The sequence below is a fragment of the Paraburkholderia sp. BR14374 genome (genome assembly GCF_040948685.1).
Taxonomy (GTDB): Bacteria; Pseudomonadota; Gammaproteobacteria; order Burkholderiales; family Burkholderiaceae; genus Paraburkholderia; species Paraburkholderia youngii.
On sequence record NZ_JBFPKF010000010.1, the window covers coordinates 142738 to 158387 of the forward strand.

The 15650-nt window shown below is 61.5% G+C and carries 15 protein-coding genes, 1 tRNA gene and 2 pseudogenes; 7 read left to right on the plus strand and 11 right to left on the minus strand.

Annotation, left to right across the window (positions count from 1 at the left end):
* The first annotated feature begins 5 nt into the window (after positions 1-5).
* From AB3X86_RS23210 to groL, 5 genes and pseudogenes are all read left to right on the plus strand, one after another.
* Positions 6-905: a LysR family transcriptional regulator gene (locus AB3X86_RS23210; protein ID WP_368597817.1), complete on the plus strand. Its 900-nt coding sequence runs from the start codon at positions 6-8 to the stop codon at positions 903-905.
* A 257-nt stretch (positions 906-1162) separates the two neighbouring features.
* Positions 1163-1318, plus strand: a pseudogene (locus AB3X86_RS23215) (DDE-type integrase/transposase/recombinase); the annotation flags it as partial.
* A 204-nt stretch (positions 1319-1522) separates the two neighbouring features.
* Positions 1523-2161 (plus strand): diguanylate cyclase, encoded by a 639-nt coding sequence (locus AB3X86_RS23220; protein ID WP_368597818.1) that lies wholly within the window; start codon positions 1523-1525, stop codon positions 2159-2161.
* 167 nt (positions 2162-2328) lie between these two features.
* The gene (locus AB3X86_RS23225) at positions 2329-2646 is read left to right on the plus strand and encodes a co-chaperone GroES (protein WP_026228167.1); all 318 of its coding nucleotides are present in this window, start codon (positions 2329-2331) and stop codon (positions 2644-2646) included.
* Between the two features lie 76 nt (positions 2647-2722).
* Positions 2723-4345, plus strand: coding sequence for a chaperonin GroEL (gene groL / locus AB3X86_RS23230; protein ID WP_368597819.1), 1623 nt, complete (start codon positions 2723-2725; stop codon positions 4343-4345).
* A gap of 62 nt (positions 4346-4407) precedes the next feature.
* Here the strand turns inward: groL and AB3X86_RS23235 are convergent.
* The 4 genes from AB3X86_RS23235 to AB3X86_RS23250 form a co-directional block, all read right to left on the minus strand.
* Positions 4408-4480: transfer RNA gene (locus AB3X86_RS23235), tRNA-Lys, on the minus strand.
* A 43-nt stretch (positions 4481-4523) separates the two neighbouring features.
* The gene (locus tag AB3X86_RS23240; RefSeq protein ID WP_368597820.1) at positions 4524-5087 is read right to left on the minus strand and encodes an Hsp20/alpha crystallin family protein; all 564 of its coding nucleotides are present in this window, start codon (positions 5085-5087) and stop codon (positions 4524-4526) included.
* Between the two features lie 235 nt (positions 5088-5322).
* Entirely contained in the window at positions 5323-5730 is a 408-nt protein-coding gene (locus AB3X86_RS23245) for an Hsp20/alpha crystallin family protein (RefSeq protein WP_176110855.1), read from the minus strand.
* A 15-nt stretch (positions 5731-5745) separates the two neighbouring features.
* A complete protein-coding gene (locus AB3X86_RS23250; RefSeq protein WP_368597821.1) occupies positions 5746-6186 on the minus strand; it encodes an Hsp20/alpha crystallin family protein in 441 nt (146 codons plus the stop codon).
* Between the two features lie 247 nt (positions 6187-6433).
* On the opposite strand from AB3X86_RS23250, the gene AB3X86_RS23255 reads away from it, so the two are divergent.
* On the plus strand, positions 6434-6817 hold the full coding sequence (locus AB3X86_RS23255; protein WP_176381952.1) for a hypothetical protein: 384 nt from the start codon (positions 6434-6436) through the stop codon (positions 6815-6817).
* A 685-nt stretch (positions 6818-7502) separates the two neighbouring features.
* Positions 7503-7796 carry a hypothetical protein gene (locus AB3X86_RS23260; RefSeq protein WP_368597822.1) on the plus strand — a complete coding sequence of 98 codons (294 nt, stop codon included), beginning with the start codon at positions 7503-7505 and terminating at the stop codon, positions 7794-7796.
* Between the two features lie 645 nt (positions 7797-8441).
* Here AB3X86_RS23260 and AB3X86_RS23265 read toward each other — a convergent pair.
* The 7 genes and pseudogenes from AB3X86_RS23265 to AB3X86_RS23295 all read right to left on the minus strand — a co-directional run bounded on the left by AB3X86_RS23265 (position 8442) and on the right by AB3X86_RS23295 (position 15362).
* Positions 8442-9224, minus strand: coding sequence for an ABC transporter ATP-binding protein (locus AB3X86_RS23265; RefSeq protein WP_368597823.1), 783 nt, complete (start codon positions 9222-9224; stop codon positions 8442-8444).
* Complete coding sequence (locus tag AB3X86_RS23270) at positions 9221-10099, minus strand: ABC transporter ATP-binding protein (protein WP_368597824.1); 879 nt, start codon at positions 10097-10099, stop codon at positions 9221-9223. The genes AB3X86_RS23265 and AB3X86_RS23270 overlap by 4 nt, the downstream gene beginning before the upstream one ends.
* 1 nt (position 10100) lies before the next feature.
* On the minus strand, positions 10101-11015 hold the full coding sequence (gene nikC, locus AB3X86_RS23275; RefSeq protein WP_368597878.1) for a nickel transporter permease: 915 nt from the start codon (positions 11013-11015) through the stop codon (positions 10101-10103).
* A gap of 64 nt (positions 11016-11079) precedes the next feature.
* Positions 11080-12150, minus strand: coding sequence for an ABC transporter permease (locus AB3X86_RS23280; protein ID WP_368597825.1), 1071 nt, complete (start codon positions 12148-12150; stop codon positions 11080-11082).
* A gap of 55 nt (positions 12151-12205) precedes the next feature.
* The gene (locus AB3X86_RS23285) at positions 12206-13813 is read right to left on the minus strand and encodes an ABC transporter substrate-binding protein (RefSeq protein ID WP_368597826.1); all 1608 of its coding nucleotides are present in this window, start codon (positions 13811-13813) and stop codon (positions 12206-12208) included.
* A gap of 63 nt (positions 13814-13876) precedes the next feature.
* On the minus strand, positions 13877-14440 hold the full coding sequence (gene ddpX, locus AB3X86_RS23290) for a D-alanyl-D-alanine dipeptidase (RefSeq protein WP_176381967.1): 564 nt from the start codon (positions 14438-14440) through the stop codon (positions 13877-13879).
* Positions 14441-14473: 33 nt separating this feature from the next.
* A pseudogene (locus tag AB3X86_RS23295) lies at positions 14474-15362 on the minus strand (MurR/RpiR family transcriptional regulator).
* Between the last annotated feature and the right edge of the window lie 288 nt (positions 15363-15650).

The following is a 15650-nucleotide window of genomic DNA, read 5'->3' on the forward strand; positions in this document are numbered from 1 at the left end:
AGATCATGGAATATATAGAAAGCTTGCGTCTCTTCCGCACGATCGTCGAAGTGAAAAACTTCCGGCGCGCGGGCGAAATGATGGACCTGTCACCTTCGGTCGTTTCACGCGCGATAGCCTCGCTGGAGGAGCGTCTGGGAGCACGACTGTTTCATCGTTCGACGCGGCAGTTTTCTCTCACGGAAGCCGCGGAGCGCTTTTACGAGGGGTGCTGTCGCATTCTCGACGATCTCGATCGCCTGGAAGCGAGCGCCGCAGGTCATGGGCGACTACCGGCAGGCGTCTTACGTGTGGTCGCGCACACTACGGCTGCGTTGACATGGCTTGCGCCGTTGATGGCGTCGTTCAAGCGCAAGCATCCAAATATTAGTCTGGACATCACTTTGACAGAGCGATCTGTCGACCTGACGGCCGACGGGTACGATCTGGGCATCGTGCTACCGTTCATGCTCGCGACGGATCTTGCCGTGACGCGGCTTCTTCAACGGCTGCCGCTCGTCATCGTCACGACGCAGGCGTATCTCGGCAGGCGTCCACCACCGCGGCATCCTGCCGAGCTGGCCGATCATGTGTTCGTTACGGTGCCGCCCTCGATGCATAAGCCAACCCTGACGTTCCAAATCGACCACGAAACCGTTGCAGTCCAGATCAAATACGAGATCGCCTCGAATAACCCGATATTCAATCGCGACATCATTCTCGAGGGATACGGTGTGGGTTTGCTTCCCTTCGCGCTTGTGGACCAGGACATCAAGGCTGGCCGGCTCGTACGTCTGCTTGAAGGCTTCGAGATCGTCGATACGGCGGCTGAAGTCCGACTGGCTTATATCGGCCGCACGCTATTACCCGCAAAGGTCAGGGCATTCATCGACCATAGCGCAGAATTCTTTGAACGGGGCATGTAAGCGACTCGCCGCTCAACGACGACCGACGCCGCGTCGACTGTGCGGTCTGCCGGGACGGACCATGCTGGGGCGAGGCGCGAGAAGGGGCGCTGGTCGGGTCTATGATGCGCTGGACGCGAGCAAGGCCGTCGACTTGCTCGCGCGTGAAGTGATCAATACGGTGCCGGGCTGCCAGGCCGGTGCGGGTCCTGGCACTGCGAACTGAGTGCGGACCAAAACAAGCTGTAGGCACGGCCGCACTCATGCGCGGCCCTTTCAAGGTCAAGGGACAGTGGAAGTACTTGTACCGGGCCGTGGACAAGGCGGGAGACACGATCGATTTTCTGCTGCGCGCGCATCGTGACAAGGCTGCGGCGAAGCGCTATTTTGAGAAGTCGATCGAGCATAACGGCGAGCCCGAGGTCGTGACCCTCAGGCGACACAGATGATTCGGGATATGCAGCATCTCAGGAAGCGCGAACCTGACCACGCGCTCCAGTTCGCCTGCCCGTGGGAAGCCCCACCGACAAACAGATCGAAACACGCAACGCTTGGTCGCGACTGCCTGAGCGATGGATAAAATAGCGCAAGGAACGCAAATTTCAAGAGGCCCTGCAACATGTTATCCGGGAGGCTTCATGGAACTTTTCGACAGGCTTCAGGAGCAGATCGACACCGTGGGTCTGCCGCTCTTTGCCGTCACCGTCACGGCGGTGGCGCAGGTGAATACACCGCTTTTTGCGATACTCCACTGGCACGGATTCCGGCGAGCGACGCCGCTTGTCCTGCCCGGCATCGAGATCCCGCGACGACCGGTTCCGGGGTCGGCCTTTCGCTTCGACGCACCGTGGCACAGCTTTGAGACCGTGGACGCCATGCTGCTGGATGCCGCCTGGCAATCCGGCGCGTGGGACGTCGAGCGCGTCGAGCGGCGAGGCTGCAACGTGATCGGTGCCAGCGAGGCCGAGGCGCTCGCTTGCCGTCAGGCGTTCGGAAACTATCCCGAGCACGGGGCCCGCGACCCGCAGCTTGTCAGTGACGATATGGACCGCGACGCGCTGATGCGTCTTGCCGCGCACAGCGGCTACCTGCGCTGGCTGTTCCGCCCGGTCAAGGGCGGCCTGTGGCGCACGCTCAACGAACCCGACGACACCCTCGATGCGGATGGTGGACGCCAGCCGCCCTGTCCGGTGCTGCCTGACCCCCCCCGCCCGGATCGGCGCGGCCGCACGGTTTATCGCCTCGGCAAAGTGCAGCGCGTGCTGCTGCCGCGTTGAAATATTCTGTTACAAATAGACATTTTCGCGCCCCTTGAAGCGCGGCATTGGCGCCTCTATTTCGCATTCCGCCAGACATTGGCTCGGCTGCCCGCGGCGTATGCGCGCCCCGGTTCCCGCAGCCGGATTCCCTTATTGGTGATCCTTTAATCGCTCAGGAGATGGAAATGCAGATTCGTCCCCTCTACGACCGGGTTATCGTCAAGCGAATCGAAACGCAACGGACGACGGCTTCGGGCATCGTGATTCCCGATTCAGCGGCAGAAAAACCAGAACAAGGCGAAGTCGTCGCCGTCGGCAGTGGCCGGCTGCTGCAGGATGGAACGCTGCGCGCGCTGCAACTGAAAGTCGGTGATCACGTGCTGTTCGGCAAATACGCAGGCCAGACCGTCAAGGTCGACGGCGAGGAGTTGCTCGTCATGCGCGAGGAAGACGTCATGGGAGTCCTCGAGGCCGACGCGGGCGCCGCCCGAAAGGCCGCCTGAAACCGCGTTACGGTCGCGGACACCCGACCGGCTGTTCGCGACGCGTTCAGTCAACGACTTCACCAGGAGCAAGAACATGAGTGCAAAAGACGTCAAATTTCATGACAGCGCTCGCGCCCGTATCGTCAAGGGCGTGAATGTCCTCGCCGATGCCGTCAAGGTCACGCTCGGACCCAAAGGACGCAACGTGCTGATCGAGCGTAGCTTCGGCGCGCCGACCCTCACGAAAGATGGTGTGTCGGTCGCAAAGGAAATTGAACTGAAAGACCGCTTCGAGAACATGGGAGCGCAGGTGGTCAAACAGGTCGCCTCGAAGACCGCTGACGTGGCTGGCGACGGCACTACCACCGCCACCGTGCTGGCGCAGGCCATCGTGCAGGAAGGCATGAAGCACGTCGCCGCTGGCATGAACCCGATGGATCTCAAGCGCGGCATCGACAAGGCCGTGGCCGCAGTGCTCGACGAACTGCGCAATCTGTCGAAGCCGATTTCCACCAACAGGGAGATTGCGCAGGTAGGTTCGATCTCGGCGAATTCCGATGAGGCGATCGGAAAGATCATCGCGGACGCGATGGAAAAAGTCGGCAAGGAAGGCGTGATCACCGTCGAAGACGGCAAGTCGCTCGACAATGAGCTGGATGTGGTCGAAGGCATGCAGTTCGACCGCGGCTACGTGAGCCCCTACTTCATCAACGATCCGGAAAAACAGGCCGCGTATCTCGACGACGCATTGATCCTGCTGCACGACAAGAAGATCTCGAGTATCCGGGACCTGCTGCCAGCTCTCGAAGCGACCTCGAAGGCCGGCAAACCGCTGCTGATTGTCGCGGAAGATATCGACGGTGAAGCACTGGCCACGTTGGTGGTCAACGCAATGCGGGGCATCCTGAAAGTTGCGGCCGTCAAGGCCCCCGGCTTCGGCGATCGCCGCAAGGCCATGCTCGAGGACATCGCCGTCCTCACCGGCGCGACCGTGATCTCCGAAGAGACGGGCAAGCAACTTCAGAACGCAACACTGGAAGACCTGGGGCGCGCCAAGCGCGTGGAAGTTCGCAAGGGCGACACGATCATCATCGACGGCGCAGGCGACGAAAAGCGCATCGAGGCACGCGTGAAGTCGATACGTGCGCAGATCGAGGAAGCGACTAGTGACTACGATCGGGAGAAACTGCAGGAGCGCGTTGCAAAGTTGGCAGGCGGCGTGGCCGTGATCAAGGTCGGGGCGGCGACCGAGGTTGAGATGAAGGAAAAGAAAGACCGCGTCGACGACGCGCTGCACGCGACCCGCGCGGCAGTCGAAGAAGGCATCGTGCCGGGAGGTGGCGTGGCGCTCCTGCGCGCGCGTTCGGCCGTGACGAGCCTCAAAGGCGTCAACAGTGATCAGGACGCGGGCATTCAAATCGTGCTGCGCGCACTCGAAGCGCCAATGCGCGTGATCGCCTCGAACGCTGGCGATGAGCCTTCCGTGGTCATCGCCAAAGTGCTGGAAGGCAAGGGCAACTTCGGCTACAACGCGGCTACTGGCGAGTTCGGCGATCTCGTCGAGGCGGGAGTGGTCGACCCCACGAAGGTTGCGCGCACGGCGCTGCAGAACGCCGCGTCGATTGCCGGACTGATCCTGACGACGGATGCAACGGTGGCTGAAGCGCCGAAGGACGAAAAGCCGGCGCAGGCGAGCGCGCCGGAACTGGAGTATTGACCGCTTCGGTTCCGCTGCGCACCGGTCAGCGAGGCTGACCGGTGCATTTTCTTCATGGCATGCGGGCCGTACTGGATTCGAACCAGTGACCAACGGACTAAAAGTCCGCTGCTCTACCAGCTGAGCTAACGACCCAATCCTCTCTTTTTTCGCCGTTATAGCGCTTTGGACGCTCGCCCTAACCGATATCGATCGGGCGACTCGCGGACGGTGCCGGCTCGATTTTCGGCACCGTCAACGTGAGTACCCCGTTGTCGAATTTCGCAAGCGCGCGACCGGGATCAGCGTATTCCGGCATTGGGATCGTGCGTACGAAGTGTCCATGAGCACGCTCCAGCCGATAGCAGCCGTTTTCCTCACTATGCACATCCTGCTTTTTCTCACCGCGCAGCACGATCGCGCCGTCCTCGACGCTTGCCCTCACGTCTTCGCGCGCCATCCCGGGCAGTTCTGCGGTGACGCGCAGCACCGGTCCCTCGTCGACAACGTCGATGCGCGGCTGGAAGCGCGATGAACTGAAGTCGCCGAACCATCGTTCGAGCGCGCCGCGGCCAGCAAACGGGTCGTGAAAGAACTCTTCCACTGCGCGCCACGGTTCGCGGGAGAATAGTCGCGGAATGTCGGGCCATGCGCTACGCCACGGTTCGCCGGCGGGCGTGCTCTCCGGGTTGTCCGCATCGGCCTTGCGCACAGTCCCGCGAAGGAACTTGAAGGGGTTCCACTTCTTCGGATCGCTGTTCATCGTTTCCTCCTCGGTGATCTGTCACAGCGAACAGGATTGCGTTCTTGCGTCACGGCGCAATCAGCTGATGATCTCAGGATGGCTCCGGCGAGCTCCCGCGGTGAGCCACTGCTGTGTTGGCCACGGACATTTCTGTGGGGAACGGCCGGCTCACCCGCGCCTGGGCTGCCGGAGGGTGGCAGCCAGGCCGCCGCCACCTCGCGTGCTTCCTGGCGTTGCCGCCGACGCGCTGACTTCAGCCCGTACGCACTTCGATCCGCCGCGGACGCGCTTCGTCGCGGCGCGGGATCGTGAGCTTCAGTACGCCGTCCTTCAGGCTCGCCTCGATCTTGGACGTATCGAAGTCCGGGGAGAGCGTGAAGGTTCGCGCAAAGCGTGGCTCACGGATCTCGGCATGCTGCAGCCGCAGATTTGCCGGTGTCGGCACGACCGCCTCGGCCTCGATGGCGAGATTGCCGTCATGAACCCGCACATCGAGCTTCTCTTTCGTGACCCCCGGCAGGTCCGCCCACAACGTGACGCCCTGGGTGTCCTCGTAGATATCGACAGCGGGGGTGATCGTCATCCGCCGCGCGGACGACCCGCTTTCGCTGCGCGTCACCGCGGACGGTTCGCGCTTGCTCAGTTCAGTGGTATCGCTCATTTTCGTCTCCTGGAATTACTGGACAGTGATCGCGCGAGGCTTCGACGATTCGCGCTTGCCGATAGCGATCGACAGGCAGCCATTCTCGTAGCGCGCCTCGACCTTGTCGGGGTCCGCGTTCTCCGGCAGCTCGATGACCCGCCGGAACGGGCCAGTGAAGCGCTCCTGCACATAGACCCGGGCATCCTCGCCGGTATCCGGTCGCGCTGGCTTGCGCTCACCGCTGATGGTCAGCAGCCCTTTATCGATCGATATATCGAGTTCGGCCGGATTGACGCCGGGTGCGAACGCGACGATGTGAATCGAGTCGTCGGTGGCGCCAATGTTGACGGGCGGGAGCGAGCCGAGGCGGCTTGCCCGAAGACTGGAGGGGAAAGTACCGAAGAAGTTTGCCATCTGCCGCTGCAGCCGGTCGAACTCGCTGAACAGGTCAGTGCCAGAGTAAAGATCGCTCATGATGTAGTTCTCCTCAGGTGACGCATCGAGGTGAACCAGCCTACGCGCTCCGGTTCGCCTGCCAGCGTCTGGCAAATAAATCGAAACACGCAGCGTACGATCCCGTGAGCACCGCACGTCTGCCTGAGCGAAACCTAAGATAGGCTCTGCGGCAGATTTTTCAAGGGAAGAGTGCAGGGGCACGCTTGAATTTTTTGAGGCCGGTCCTATTATCGCGGACGAGGCCGTTTGACCACAGGAGGAGGTCATGGAATTCGATACAGACTGGTTGACGCTGGGCCCGCACCGCGTGCGGCTGCGCTCGACGAAGGGCTTCCCGACGGAAGCCATGCGCAAGGCGGTGGAGGTCGTACGCATTGCGGTCGACAGCAACATGAGCGCCCGCGCGCGCCTCGTAGAAGTTGTCTGCCGCCAGGAGAAGATTTACGAAGTCACGATTGGCACAACAGTGGCAAAGGACAAGGCATGTGCGCCACAACTCGAAACGTACATCGCTGGCGTGCTTGGGCTCCCATCGGACCACATCAACCTGATCGTCACGACGGTGGAACAGTCCGAAGTGGATTTGCACTTTGGCGTGTATGAGAGGATGCTCGCCGAAAAGCTCGGTACGGCGCCGCCAATCCAGTGACACGGCACGCTCGCAAGCAGAACAACGGTCTGCTGGCGCAGCTACGATAGGCTCCCCCTAACTAAGGGGTGTGCCAGTGTCTGGTCACGCGGATTCAGACAATTAAAAGTCTGACGATTTCCCGTGTGGCGCGCGTTGCGATCCATCTTTGTGCGGCTGACGCCTTACCTCGGCAGTACCAAGGCCTCGGCAGCATTGAAGAACTTGAATTTTTTAGTGAGCTAAACTAATTTATATCCAGCTCAGGCAGTGTGCTGAATCATCCACTAATTGCACACTGCGTGTTTCGATTTGTTTGCCCCGCAGCATGGCAGGCGAACTGGAGCGCGCAAGCCCGTTCTCTTCCTTGCTGCCTATAAGGAGAAGACAATGAGCGGCCTTCACCCACGCCTGTACTCCAATCTGTTCGAGCTTCTGAACCGCACGACTGCCTCCGTTCTCGACGTTCTACGATCGCTTCGGGAACGGGCTGGTCGCTTGCTCGATGCACAGGTCACCGCGATGCGAACGACGATCCGACGGTGGATCTCGCACATACACAGGCGCTAGCGCAAAGTGACTGACAAAGCATGCGGCGCCGATGCCTTTCACCACAGCGGCGAATGGGACAGGGGCGCCACGCTCGCTTAGCCGTTGGCGCCACCGGCGTGCGCGACATTTAGCCAGGCGATGACACGGTGATCCGATGAAGACGATAAAAATCGAGCAGTGCAACGGATACGAGATTGGTATCAGAACGGTCCTTGTGCATGACGGCCACGGCTGCCCAGAGGCGGACGCAACTTCGGCGGGCGGCTATGCTGCGTTCGTGCAGATCGCGCGTGAAGGCGAGGTCTGCGTGGACTGGCACATGCCGCAGCGTCAAAGACGCTGCGGCACGCGTGAGGATGCGGAAGCGCAGGCGATGGACTACGCGATCCGACTGGTCGAGCGGCGCCCATTCGACGGACCGCCTCCGGATTTCCCGGAGGCCGCCTGATGGCGTCGTCAAACGTGATCAGAGACGCGCAGTTCGAAAGAGGTCATGGTGGAACTTCATTGGCATTCACATCGTTTCGATTGCCGCATCAGGGACGTGGAAGAGGAGCAGTGACTTGCAGGCGAGCGTTACTGGACGTCAAGAGGTTTGCGGCATGAAAAGACGATTGTGTGTCCTTGTCCCAGCAGCCATGATCGCTGGGTTATGGTCAGAGAACGTCAGCTCGGCCAGCCCCCTGCCGACGTTGCCCCTGCAGCATGACATCTGGATCACCGGGACAGTGGAGCGTGGGGGCGGGAAGTACGCGCTGGGTGACTATCCGACGATAGTGCTGGATCGACCTTCCACTTCCCCCTGCAACGACAAGGTGCTCTCGAACATCCCTCTTGCCGACGGAGGCGAGGCAGCGCCCTCACTGCTGCTGCCGTACCTGAACCAGCGGGTTGCAGTCAAGGGACGCGTAAGCTGCCCTGACTCGGGGATTCAATTTACGCCACAGCCGGATGTCGTGTTTCCCGTCTGGTAGGGGGCAAGGGGAAGCACACGACCATCACCTTTCGGCCGCGCCTGCGGCGTTCCTGGCGGCTGTTGAGCGTGCTCAGTTCGCGAATACGCACGGCGACGAAACCTCGCCGCAACGGACATTTATGACAGCGCGTCCGCTCCGTCTACCGCGACCGACTTGCGCCGGTAGCCCGTGGTCGCGAGCAGCAGGCTGCGCGTGTATTCGTGCTCGATCTGCTGCGCGCGAATGGATGCGATATCGCGTTGCTCGACAATCTCACCATGGCGCATGACCGCGACGCGCGAGCAGAGAAAGCCCACCACCGCCAGATTGTGGCTCACCAGCATCATCGTCAAATTGCGTTCGCGATGAAGCCGTCTCAGCAGGTTGAGGATTTCGGCTTGCACGGACACATCGAGCGCGGACGTCGGCTCATCGAGCAGCAGCACGCGCGGTTCGACGATCAGCGCCCGAGCAATTGCGACGCGCTGCCGCTGCCCTCCGGACAGCTGATGCGGATAGCGGAAACGATAAGACGGACCCAAGCCGACTTCGCGCAGCGCATCGACAATGCGTTCTTCCTGCCCGCCGATGCCGTTGATGGTCAGCGGCTCGCGCAAGCTCTGATCGATTGTGAAGCGCGGATGCAGCGAGCCGTACGGGTCCTGAAACACCATCTGCACGTCGCGTCGGAAGGAGCGGTCGAGTTTTTCTCCGAGCACGTGCGAGCCGATTTTCATATGACCGCCGGCGACGGGCGCGAGACCGGTCAACGCGCGCAGGATCGTCGACTTGCCGGAACCCGATTCGCCGACCAGTCCGAACACCTCACCTTCTCCGACATGAAAGCTCGCCGCGCGCACCGCGTCGAAGTGACCGGTCCTGGTTTTGAAGCGCACCGTCAAAGCGTCGACATCGATCATGCTGAATCTCCTGCCGGTTGCGTGAGCCATGCCGCGTCCCGCTTCAGCACGGGCAGTTGCTCGGGCGGATCGACAAGCGGAGGATTCGCCGCGAGCAGGGCACGCGTATAGGGATGCTCGGCATGGACGAGATCGCGTGCCGCGCATGTTTCCACGACCCGTCCGGCGAACATCACGACGACGCGGTCGCAGAATGACATGACGAGGGGCAGGTCGTGGCTGATAAAAATGAGGCCACTGTCATGCTTTGCGATCATCTCGTCGAGAATCCCGAGGACCTGCATCGAGACGAGCACGTCGAGCGCGCTGGTGGGTTCATCGGCGATCAGCAGACGCGGCCCGGACGACACCATCATGGCGATCATCACGCGCTGCCCCATGCCACCCGACAACTCGTGCGGGTAGGAGTCGGCGACACGCTCTGGATTGCGGATATGCACCGCTGCCAGTGCCTCGATGATTTTCTCGCGTATCTCGCGGCGGCCGAACTTCGACCCGTGCAGTTCGAACGCTTCGCGCATTTGCTGCGCGACGGTCATCACCGGGTTCAGTGAGTATTTCGGATCTTGCAGGATCATGCCCATCTGCTGGCCGCACAGTTGCCGGCGCTTGCGCGCGGGCATGGCAAGCAGATCCTGACCGTCGAACTTCATCGCCTTCGCATGACATTGCGCCTCAGGCGGAAGCAGGCCGAGCAGCGCGCGCCCGGTCAGCGACTTGCCGGAACCGGATTCGCCGACGATGCCAAGCCGCTCGCCGCGCCGCAGCGTCAGCGAAAGGCCACGCACCGCTTCGCTCAATTCGCCGCCATGACCGCGAAAGCCGATTCGCAGGTCGTCGATTTCACACAAAGGCTGGGCCATATCGACTGGCATGTCAGCCTCCATGGCGCGGATCGAGGACGTCTCGCAGACCGTCGCCGAGCAGGTTGAAGGCAAGACTCACCAGCAGAATGGCGAAGCCGGGAATAGTGGCCACCCACCATGAATCGAGCAGCACATTGCGGCCGGATGCGACCATGAATCCCCACTCCGGGCTCGGCGGTTGCGCGCCGAGGCCGAGGAACCCGAGGCCCGCGACAGTGAGAATGATGCCGGCCATATCGAGGGTCGCGCGCACGATCACCGACGACGAGCAGAGCGGGACGATATAAAGCAGGAGGATGCGCTTGCGCGAGGCGCCCTGCAAGCGCGCGACGTGAATGAAATCGGCTTGCACGAGCCGAAGCGTTTCCGCCCGCGCGAGGCGGGCATAGGCCGGCCACGCCGTAATCGAAATGGCGATCACTGCGTTGATCACACCGGGCCCCAGTGCGGCCGCGAAAGCGAGGGCGAGCACGATCTTCGGGAAGGCGAGTGCTACGTCGGTGATCCGCATCAGCACGTTGTCCACCCAGCCGCCGAAGAAGCCGGCAGTGGTGCCGATCAAAAGCCCCACCGGAACCACGATCACGACGACGAGGATCGCAATCGAGAGCGTGAGGCGTGAGCCGTAGATCAGACGCGAGAGGATATCCCGGCCAAGCTGGTCAGTGCCGAACCAGTGCGATGGCGAACCCGGCGGCAGCAGGCGGTCGGAGAGGACTTGCTGCAGCGGATCGTGCGGTGACATTAGCGGCCCGATTGCTGCGATGATGATCAGCAAGGCCAGAATCACGAGGCCGAAGACCGACAGCGGATTACCCGCGAAGCGTCGCCAGCGCCGGTAAGCGAGGCCAAGCGCGGCCTGCTTGCGTGACGCGGGCGTGTCGCTCAGCAGCCAATCTTTCCATCGTCGGGGCGCGGCATTCATCGGCCAGTCCTGCGTTTGCATCGATTCATCGGTAGGGGGACGCACGAAAGAGACCTCCGCAATGTCAGCGGGCGCGTGGATCGAACACGCGATAGAGCGCGTCGGTCAACAGGTTGAGCGCGATAAACGTGACGCCGATCACTAGCGTGCTGCCGAGCACGGCGTTCATATCGGCGTTCAGGAGGGCGCCCGTCAGGTACGAACCGATACCGGGCCAGGCGAAGACGATTTCGGTCAGCACCGAGCCTTCGAGCAGATAGCTGTACGTGAGCGCGATCACGGTCAGAAGCGGCACGGCGATATTACCGAACGCGTGGCGCCAGACCACCCGGCGCTCGGGCAAGCCTTTCGCGCGCGCCGTGGTGATGTACTCCTGGCTGAGTTGATCGAGCATGAACGAACGCGTCATGCGGCTCAGATAGGCGACCGAGTAGTAGCCGAGAATGGCTGCGGGCAGCGCGATATGCGAGAACGCATTGAAGAACACGTCCCATTCGCCGGCGATGAGCGAGTCGATCAGCAGGCTGCCCGTGCGCGTATCGACCATGCCGTCGAATACCGGATCGACGCGTCCCGGCCCCGCCACCCAATGCAGCTTCGCGTAGAACAGCAGCAGGCCCATCAGCCCGAGCCAGAACACCGGGACCGAACTGCCGACGAGTCCGACGAAGCGCGCGACGTGATCGATCCAGCGGTTGTGGCGCACGGCGGCGATCACGCCCAGCGGCACGCCGATCAGCACGCCGATGATGGTCGACAGGGTCGCGAGTTCGAGCGTTGCGGGAAACACCCGCTGGATGTCCTCGATCACGGGATGCGCGGTCAGCAGCGACATACCGAAATTGCCATGCAGCACATCGCGCACGTAGATCAGGAACTGCACTGCGAGCGGCGCGTCGAGCCCGAGTCGAAGACGCGCCGCCGCGTAGGCTGCGGCTGATGCGCGATCGCCGAGAATCGCTAGCACCGGATCGATCGGTATTTTGCGGCCGATTACGAACGTGACCGCCAGCAACCCGGCGAAGGTGATGACGAGCGTGACGATCCAGCGCACGAGGCGCAAGGTCCAGCGCACGCTGGCGCTTTCAACCGAGAGCGCGCGCATGCGCTCGAAAGTCGTGAGGCGAGTGGACATGGTAAGTTCCTCGGTCGAAGGCGAAGCCCGGGCAGTCTCGCCTCCACCGCAAACGTTACTGCTTCTTCAGATCACGATACGACACGAGGTCGTTGATCGGACCCACCTCGAGACCCGTTACGCCCGGTCGCGCGGCCACCTGCGAGACCTGCTGGAACATGATCACGAAGGGGGAGCTCGCGAGCACCTGCTTCTGCATGGTCTGGTACAGCTCGGCGCGCTTCGCCGTCGACGATTCGGCGAGCGCCGCGTTGGTTTCCTTCGTCAGGCCAGGGATGTCCCATGAATTGCGCCACGCGAGCATCTTATAGGCCGACTTGTCGGAATTGTCGGGATTCCAGGTGAATCCCTGGGCGTTGCTGTGCGGGTCGATGTAATCGGCGGACCATTCGCCGATATAAATGTCATGCGAGCGCGAGCGGTACTTGGCGAGCGTCTGCTTGTTGTCGCCGGGGATGATCTGTACCTTGATACCGCCTTGGGCAAGGTTCGCCTGCACTGCCTCGGCGATTTCGCTGTACGGGTACCCGTTACGCACGTCCATCGTCACGGAAAAGCCGTTCGGAAGCCCGGCCTTTGCCAGCAGTTCCTTGGCCTTGGCGACGTTCTGCTGGTAGGGGTCGGTATTCAGCGCGCCGAGGAAACCTTCGGGGAGGAAGGTTTCGTGCACCTTGTAGGTGGTTTTGGCGACGTTGCTCTGAATCCCGTTGTAGTCGATCAGCCACTTCATCGCTTGCTGGACTTCCGGTTTGACCAGATTCGGATTCTTGACGTTCAGGCCGAGGTATAGAAGCGTCGCTTGCGGCACCGCGCTCACATGCGCCTTACCGGACTTCGTCAGCGCGACGAGATCATCCGGACTCAGGTTGCGCGCCACATCGACGTCACCGTTCTCGAGCAGCAGGCGCTGGCTCGATGCTTCCGGCACGTGACGCAACACGATCCGCTTCATCGCGAGCGGTACGCGATAACCGTCGAAGCGCTGCAGGACGATGCTGTCGTTGGCAGTCCATTTGACGAGCCTGTAGGCGCCGGAGCCGGCCTCGTTCGTGCGCAGCCATTCGTTGCCGAAGTCATTGCCTTTCTGGTGCGTGAGCAGCAACTGCTTATCCACCACCGAGGCAGGCCACGAACCGAGTATGTTCAGCACAAACGTCGGCGCGTATTTCTGGTCGGTGGTCACACTGACGGTTGTGTCGTCGACCTTCTTCACGTTGGCCAGCACGTTGTCTTTGGCCAAACCGATGCCTTGCAGCACGGCCGCCGCGCCTTTATCGAGGAGGACGGTGCGCTGGATCGACCACGCGACGTCGTCGGCGCTCAACCCGTTGCCCGAGTGGAACTTGAGACCTGGACGGATCTTGAACGTGAAGGTCAGGCCGTCGGGGCTCACGGTCCAGGATTGTGCGACATCGCCGTTGAATTTCGATGGGTCTTTCAGGTCGACCCGCACCAGCCGGTCATACGTATTCGCTACGTATTCTTCCGGCACCAGTTCGTAGATTTCGCCCGGATCGAGCGTGGTGAATTCGTCGAGGAGCGTGGCCATGACGAACATGTCTTTCGGCGTCGCCGCCGCAGCGGGGACGGCGGCTGTGAACGACAAGGTCAAGGTGGAGGAGATCACCGCCGCCGTCAGTGCATTGCGCAATACCAGTTTCATTGCCGCTCCATAAGGAATGGGTAGAGTCTGTCAGGGAACAACGGATGGAGAAATCGAACGCCATTACATGAGACGCAACGGACCGCTTTCGCTGTTATCGATCAACGGCAGCGCCCGGGAGCCAGGCAACTCGTAATGCCACCATTCGCTCTTGATGTGGATGAAGCCGGCGGCGTGCATGATGCCGAGCAGTAACAGGCGGTTACGCTGCACATGCGCGGGCAGGCCAGTATGGAAGTGTTCGGACTCGATCGTCATCGCGTCGAAGCCCGTGCCCATGTCGAGTTCGTTGCCGTCGGCGTCGAGCAACGTCAGATCGATCGCAGTGCCGCGGCTATGGTTCGAACCACGGCCAAGCTCAGCGATGTAGGTCGGGTCGGGCAAAAAATCCCACAGCACCTGTTGCGCCTGGGGCGGACGGTACGCATCGAAAATCCGCACGGTCAAGCCGGCGTTGCGGGCAATCTCTACTGCCTCGCGCAAAGCGGCTTCTGCGGGTTCGAGCAGCAGGCAGTGAGCTTCCTTGTAGATGGGCTTGCCTGTCAAGTTGCGCTCGGTGGCATAGACGAGATCGATGTCCACGCCATGCGTGGCGGCGGTGATTTCGATGAGTCGCGGTTGTGTCATGGCGGGCGCGTTCAGATTCCGGATGTGAGAGGTTTAGAGATCGAACTGGTTGAATTCGCCTTGCAGCTCGCTGCGACGCGTTCGTCGATCGCGGCCCCCAGTTGAGCAACGATCGCGGTAATCATCAGCAGGTTCAACAGACAGCTGAGCGGCGCCAGCGAGTCCCAGAACCGGCCGACATCGGTTTTGATCTGCAACAAATCGCAATCGAATTCACGAGCCCACGGGCAATAGATGTCGATGGCCAGTGAAACTGCCCGCCACCATGCGCCGCGGCTTCACAGTAGCGGCGCACGATCACCGGGTAGGCGCGCGTGTCGGTAATGACGAGGTACGGTGCGGCGAATTCCGAGTTCAGCGAATCGACGTATGAGCCGGACATGCCGTCGGAGTACAAGACGCGCGGACGGATGTATTTGAGGTAGCCGTAGAACGCGTTGCTGGTGCCGCGGGTCGACTGGATGCCGAGGATATATACGGCGTCCGCATGGGAGATGCGCTCCGCGATGCGGGCGAACATGGGCGATTGCGCCAACTGATACACATGCTGGACCGTGTCGACGAGTTGCAGCGAGTGGGGCAGGGCGCTAGTTTGGAGGTTTTCGCCGCTTTTGCCGTGGCGCGGGGCGTTGGCCAACTGCTCGCGCATACACCGGTATTCGTCGAGCCGGTCGGTAATCATCCGCGGGCGCCCCTGCGCGCCGCGCAGTTCGCGCTTGAGGTCGTCGGGTTTGCGATAGCCGACGCTGCGCAGGAAACACCCCACGGAGATTCCGCTGGTGGCCGTTTGCTGCGCGATCTGATCAGCCGTTGCCAGGCCTAGTCGCTCGAGATGCGCCAGCATATAACTGGCAATGCGCTGGGACGTTGCAGTGAGTTCGGCAAAGTGGGCCTCGACGGTCTGTGCGAAAGCGGTCGGCATGTCAGCGCGGATGGATTTATGGTTAAATAGCTGTCATATATTTCGTCAATGACATGCATCTAACAAAGCCAATAAAGTCAGCGCCAGCTTAAAAAATCAATTGGATGCGCTGTTCAATAGCTTCTGGCCGAGACTTCCGCTCTCGGTTCCTCGCGTGCCTGGGTGGATGCCGTTATTCGATGCCCTCATTCTGTGGCTCCAACCATCACAGGTCAATTATCCAGTTGGCAACACGTGACCGACAAGGCCAGTCGGTCGACGCAGGTTTATAGCAACGCACTCCGCTAA

Excerpts from the sequence above, each read along its gene's own strand:
- AB3X86_RS23225 (WP_026228167.1), top strand. The coding sequence starts at position 2,329 with ATGCAGATTCGTCCCCTCTACGACCGGGTTATCGTCAAGCGAATCGAA.
- AB3X86_RS23270 (WP_368597824.1), bottom strand. The coding sequence starts at position 10,099 with ATGCCAGTCGATATGGCCCAGCCTTTGTGTGAAATCGACGACCTGCGA.
- ddpX (WP_176381967.1), bottom strand. The coding sequence starts at position 14,440 with ATGACACAACCGCGACTCATCGAAATCACCGCCGCCACGCATGGCGTG.
- AB3X86_RS23220 (WP_368597818.1), top strand. The coding sequence starts at position 1,523 with ATGGAACTTTTCGACAGGCTTCAGGAGCAGATCGACACCGTGGGTCTG.
- AB3X86_RS23240 (WP_368597820.1), bottom strand. The coding sequence starts at position 5,087 with ATGAACAGCGATCCGAAGAAGTGGAACCCCTTCAAGTTCCTTCGCGGG.
- AB3X86_RS23250 (WP_368597821.1), bottom strand. The coding sequence starts at position 6,186 with ATGAGCGATCTTTACTCTGGCACTGACCTGTTCAGCGAGTTCGACCGG.
- AB3X86_RS23280 (WP_368597825.1), bottom strand. The coding sequence starts at position 12,150 with ATGTCCACTCGCCTCACGACTTTCGAGCGCATGCGCGCGCTCTCGGTT.
- AB3X86_RS23285 (WP_368597826.1), bottom strand. The coding sequence starts at position 13,813 with ATGAAACTGGTATTGCGCAATGCACTGACGGCGGCGGTGATCTCCTCC.
- AB3X86_RS23245 (WP_176110855.1), bottom strand. The coding sequence starts at position 5,730 with ATGAGCGATACCACTGAACTGAGCAAGCGCGAACCGTCCGCGGTGACG.
- AB3X86_RS23260 (WP_368597822.1), top strand. The coding sequence starts at position 7,503 with ATGAAGACGATAAAAATCGAGCAGTGCAACGGATACGAGATTGGTATC.
- nikC (WP_368597878.1), bottom strand. The coding sequence starts at position 11,015 with ATGAATGCCGCGCCCCGACGATGGAAAGATTGGCTGCTGAGCGACACG.
- AB3X86_RS23265 (WP_368597823.1), bottom strand. The coding sequence starts at position 9,224 with ATGATCGATGTCGACGCTTTGACGGTGCGCTTCAAAACCAGGACCGGT.
- AB3X86_RS23210 (WP_368597817.1), top strand. The coding sequence starts at position 6 with ATGGAATATATAGAAAGCTTGCGTCTCTTCCGCACGATCGTCGAAGTG.
- AB3X86_RS23255 (WP_176381952.1), top strand. The coding sequence starts at position 6,434 with ATGGAATTCGATACAGACTGGTTGACGCTGGGCCCGCACCGCGTGCGG.
- groL (WP_368597819.1), top strand. The coding sequence starts at position 2,723 with ATGAGTGCAAAAGACGTCAAATTTCATGACAGCGCTCGCGCCCGTATC.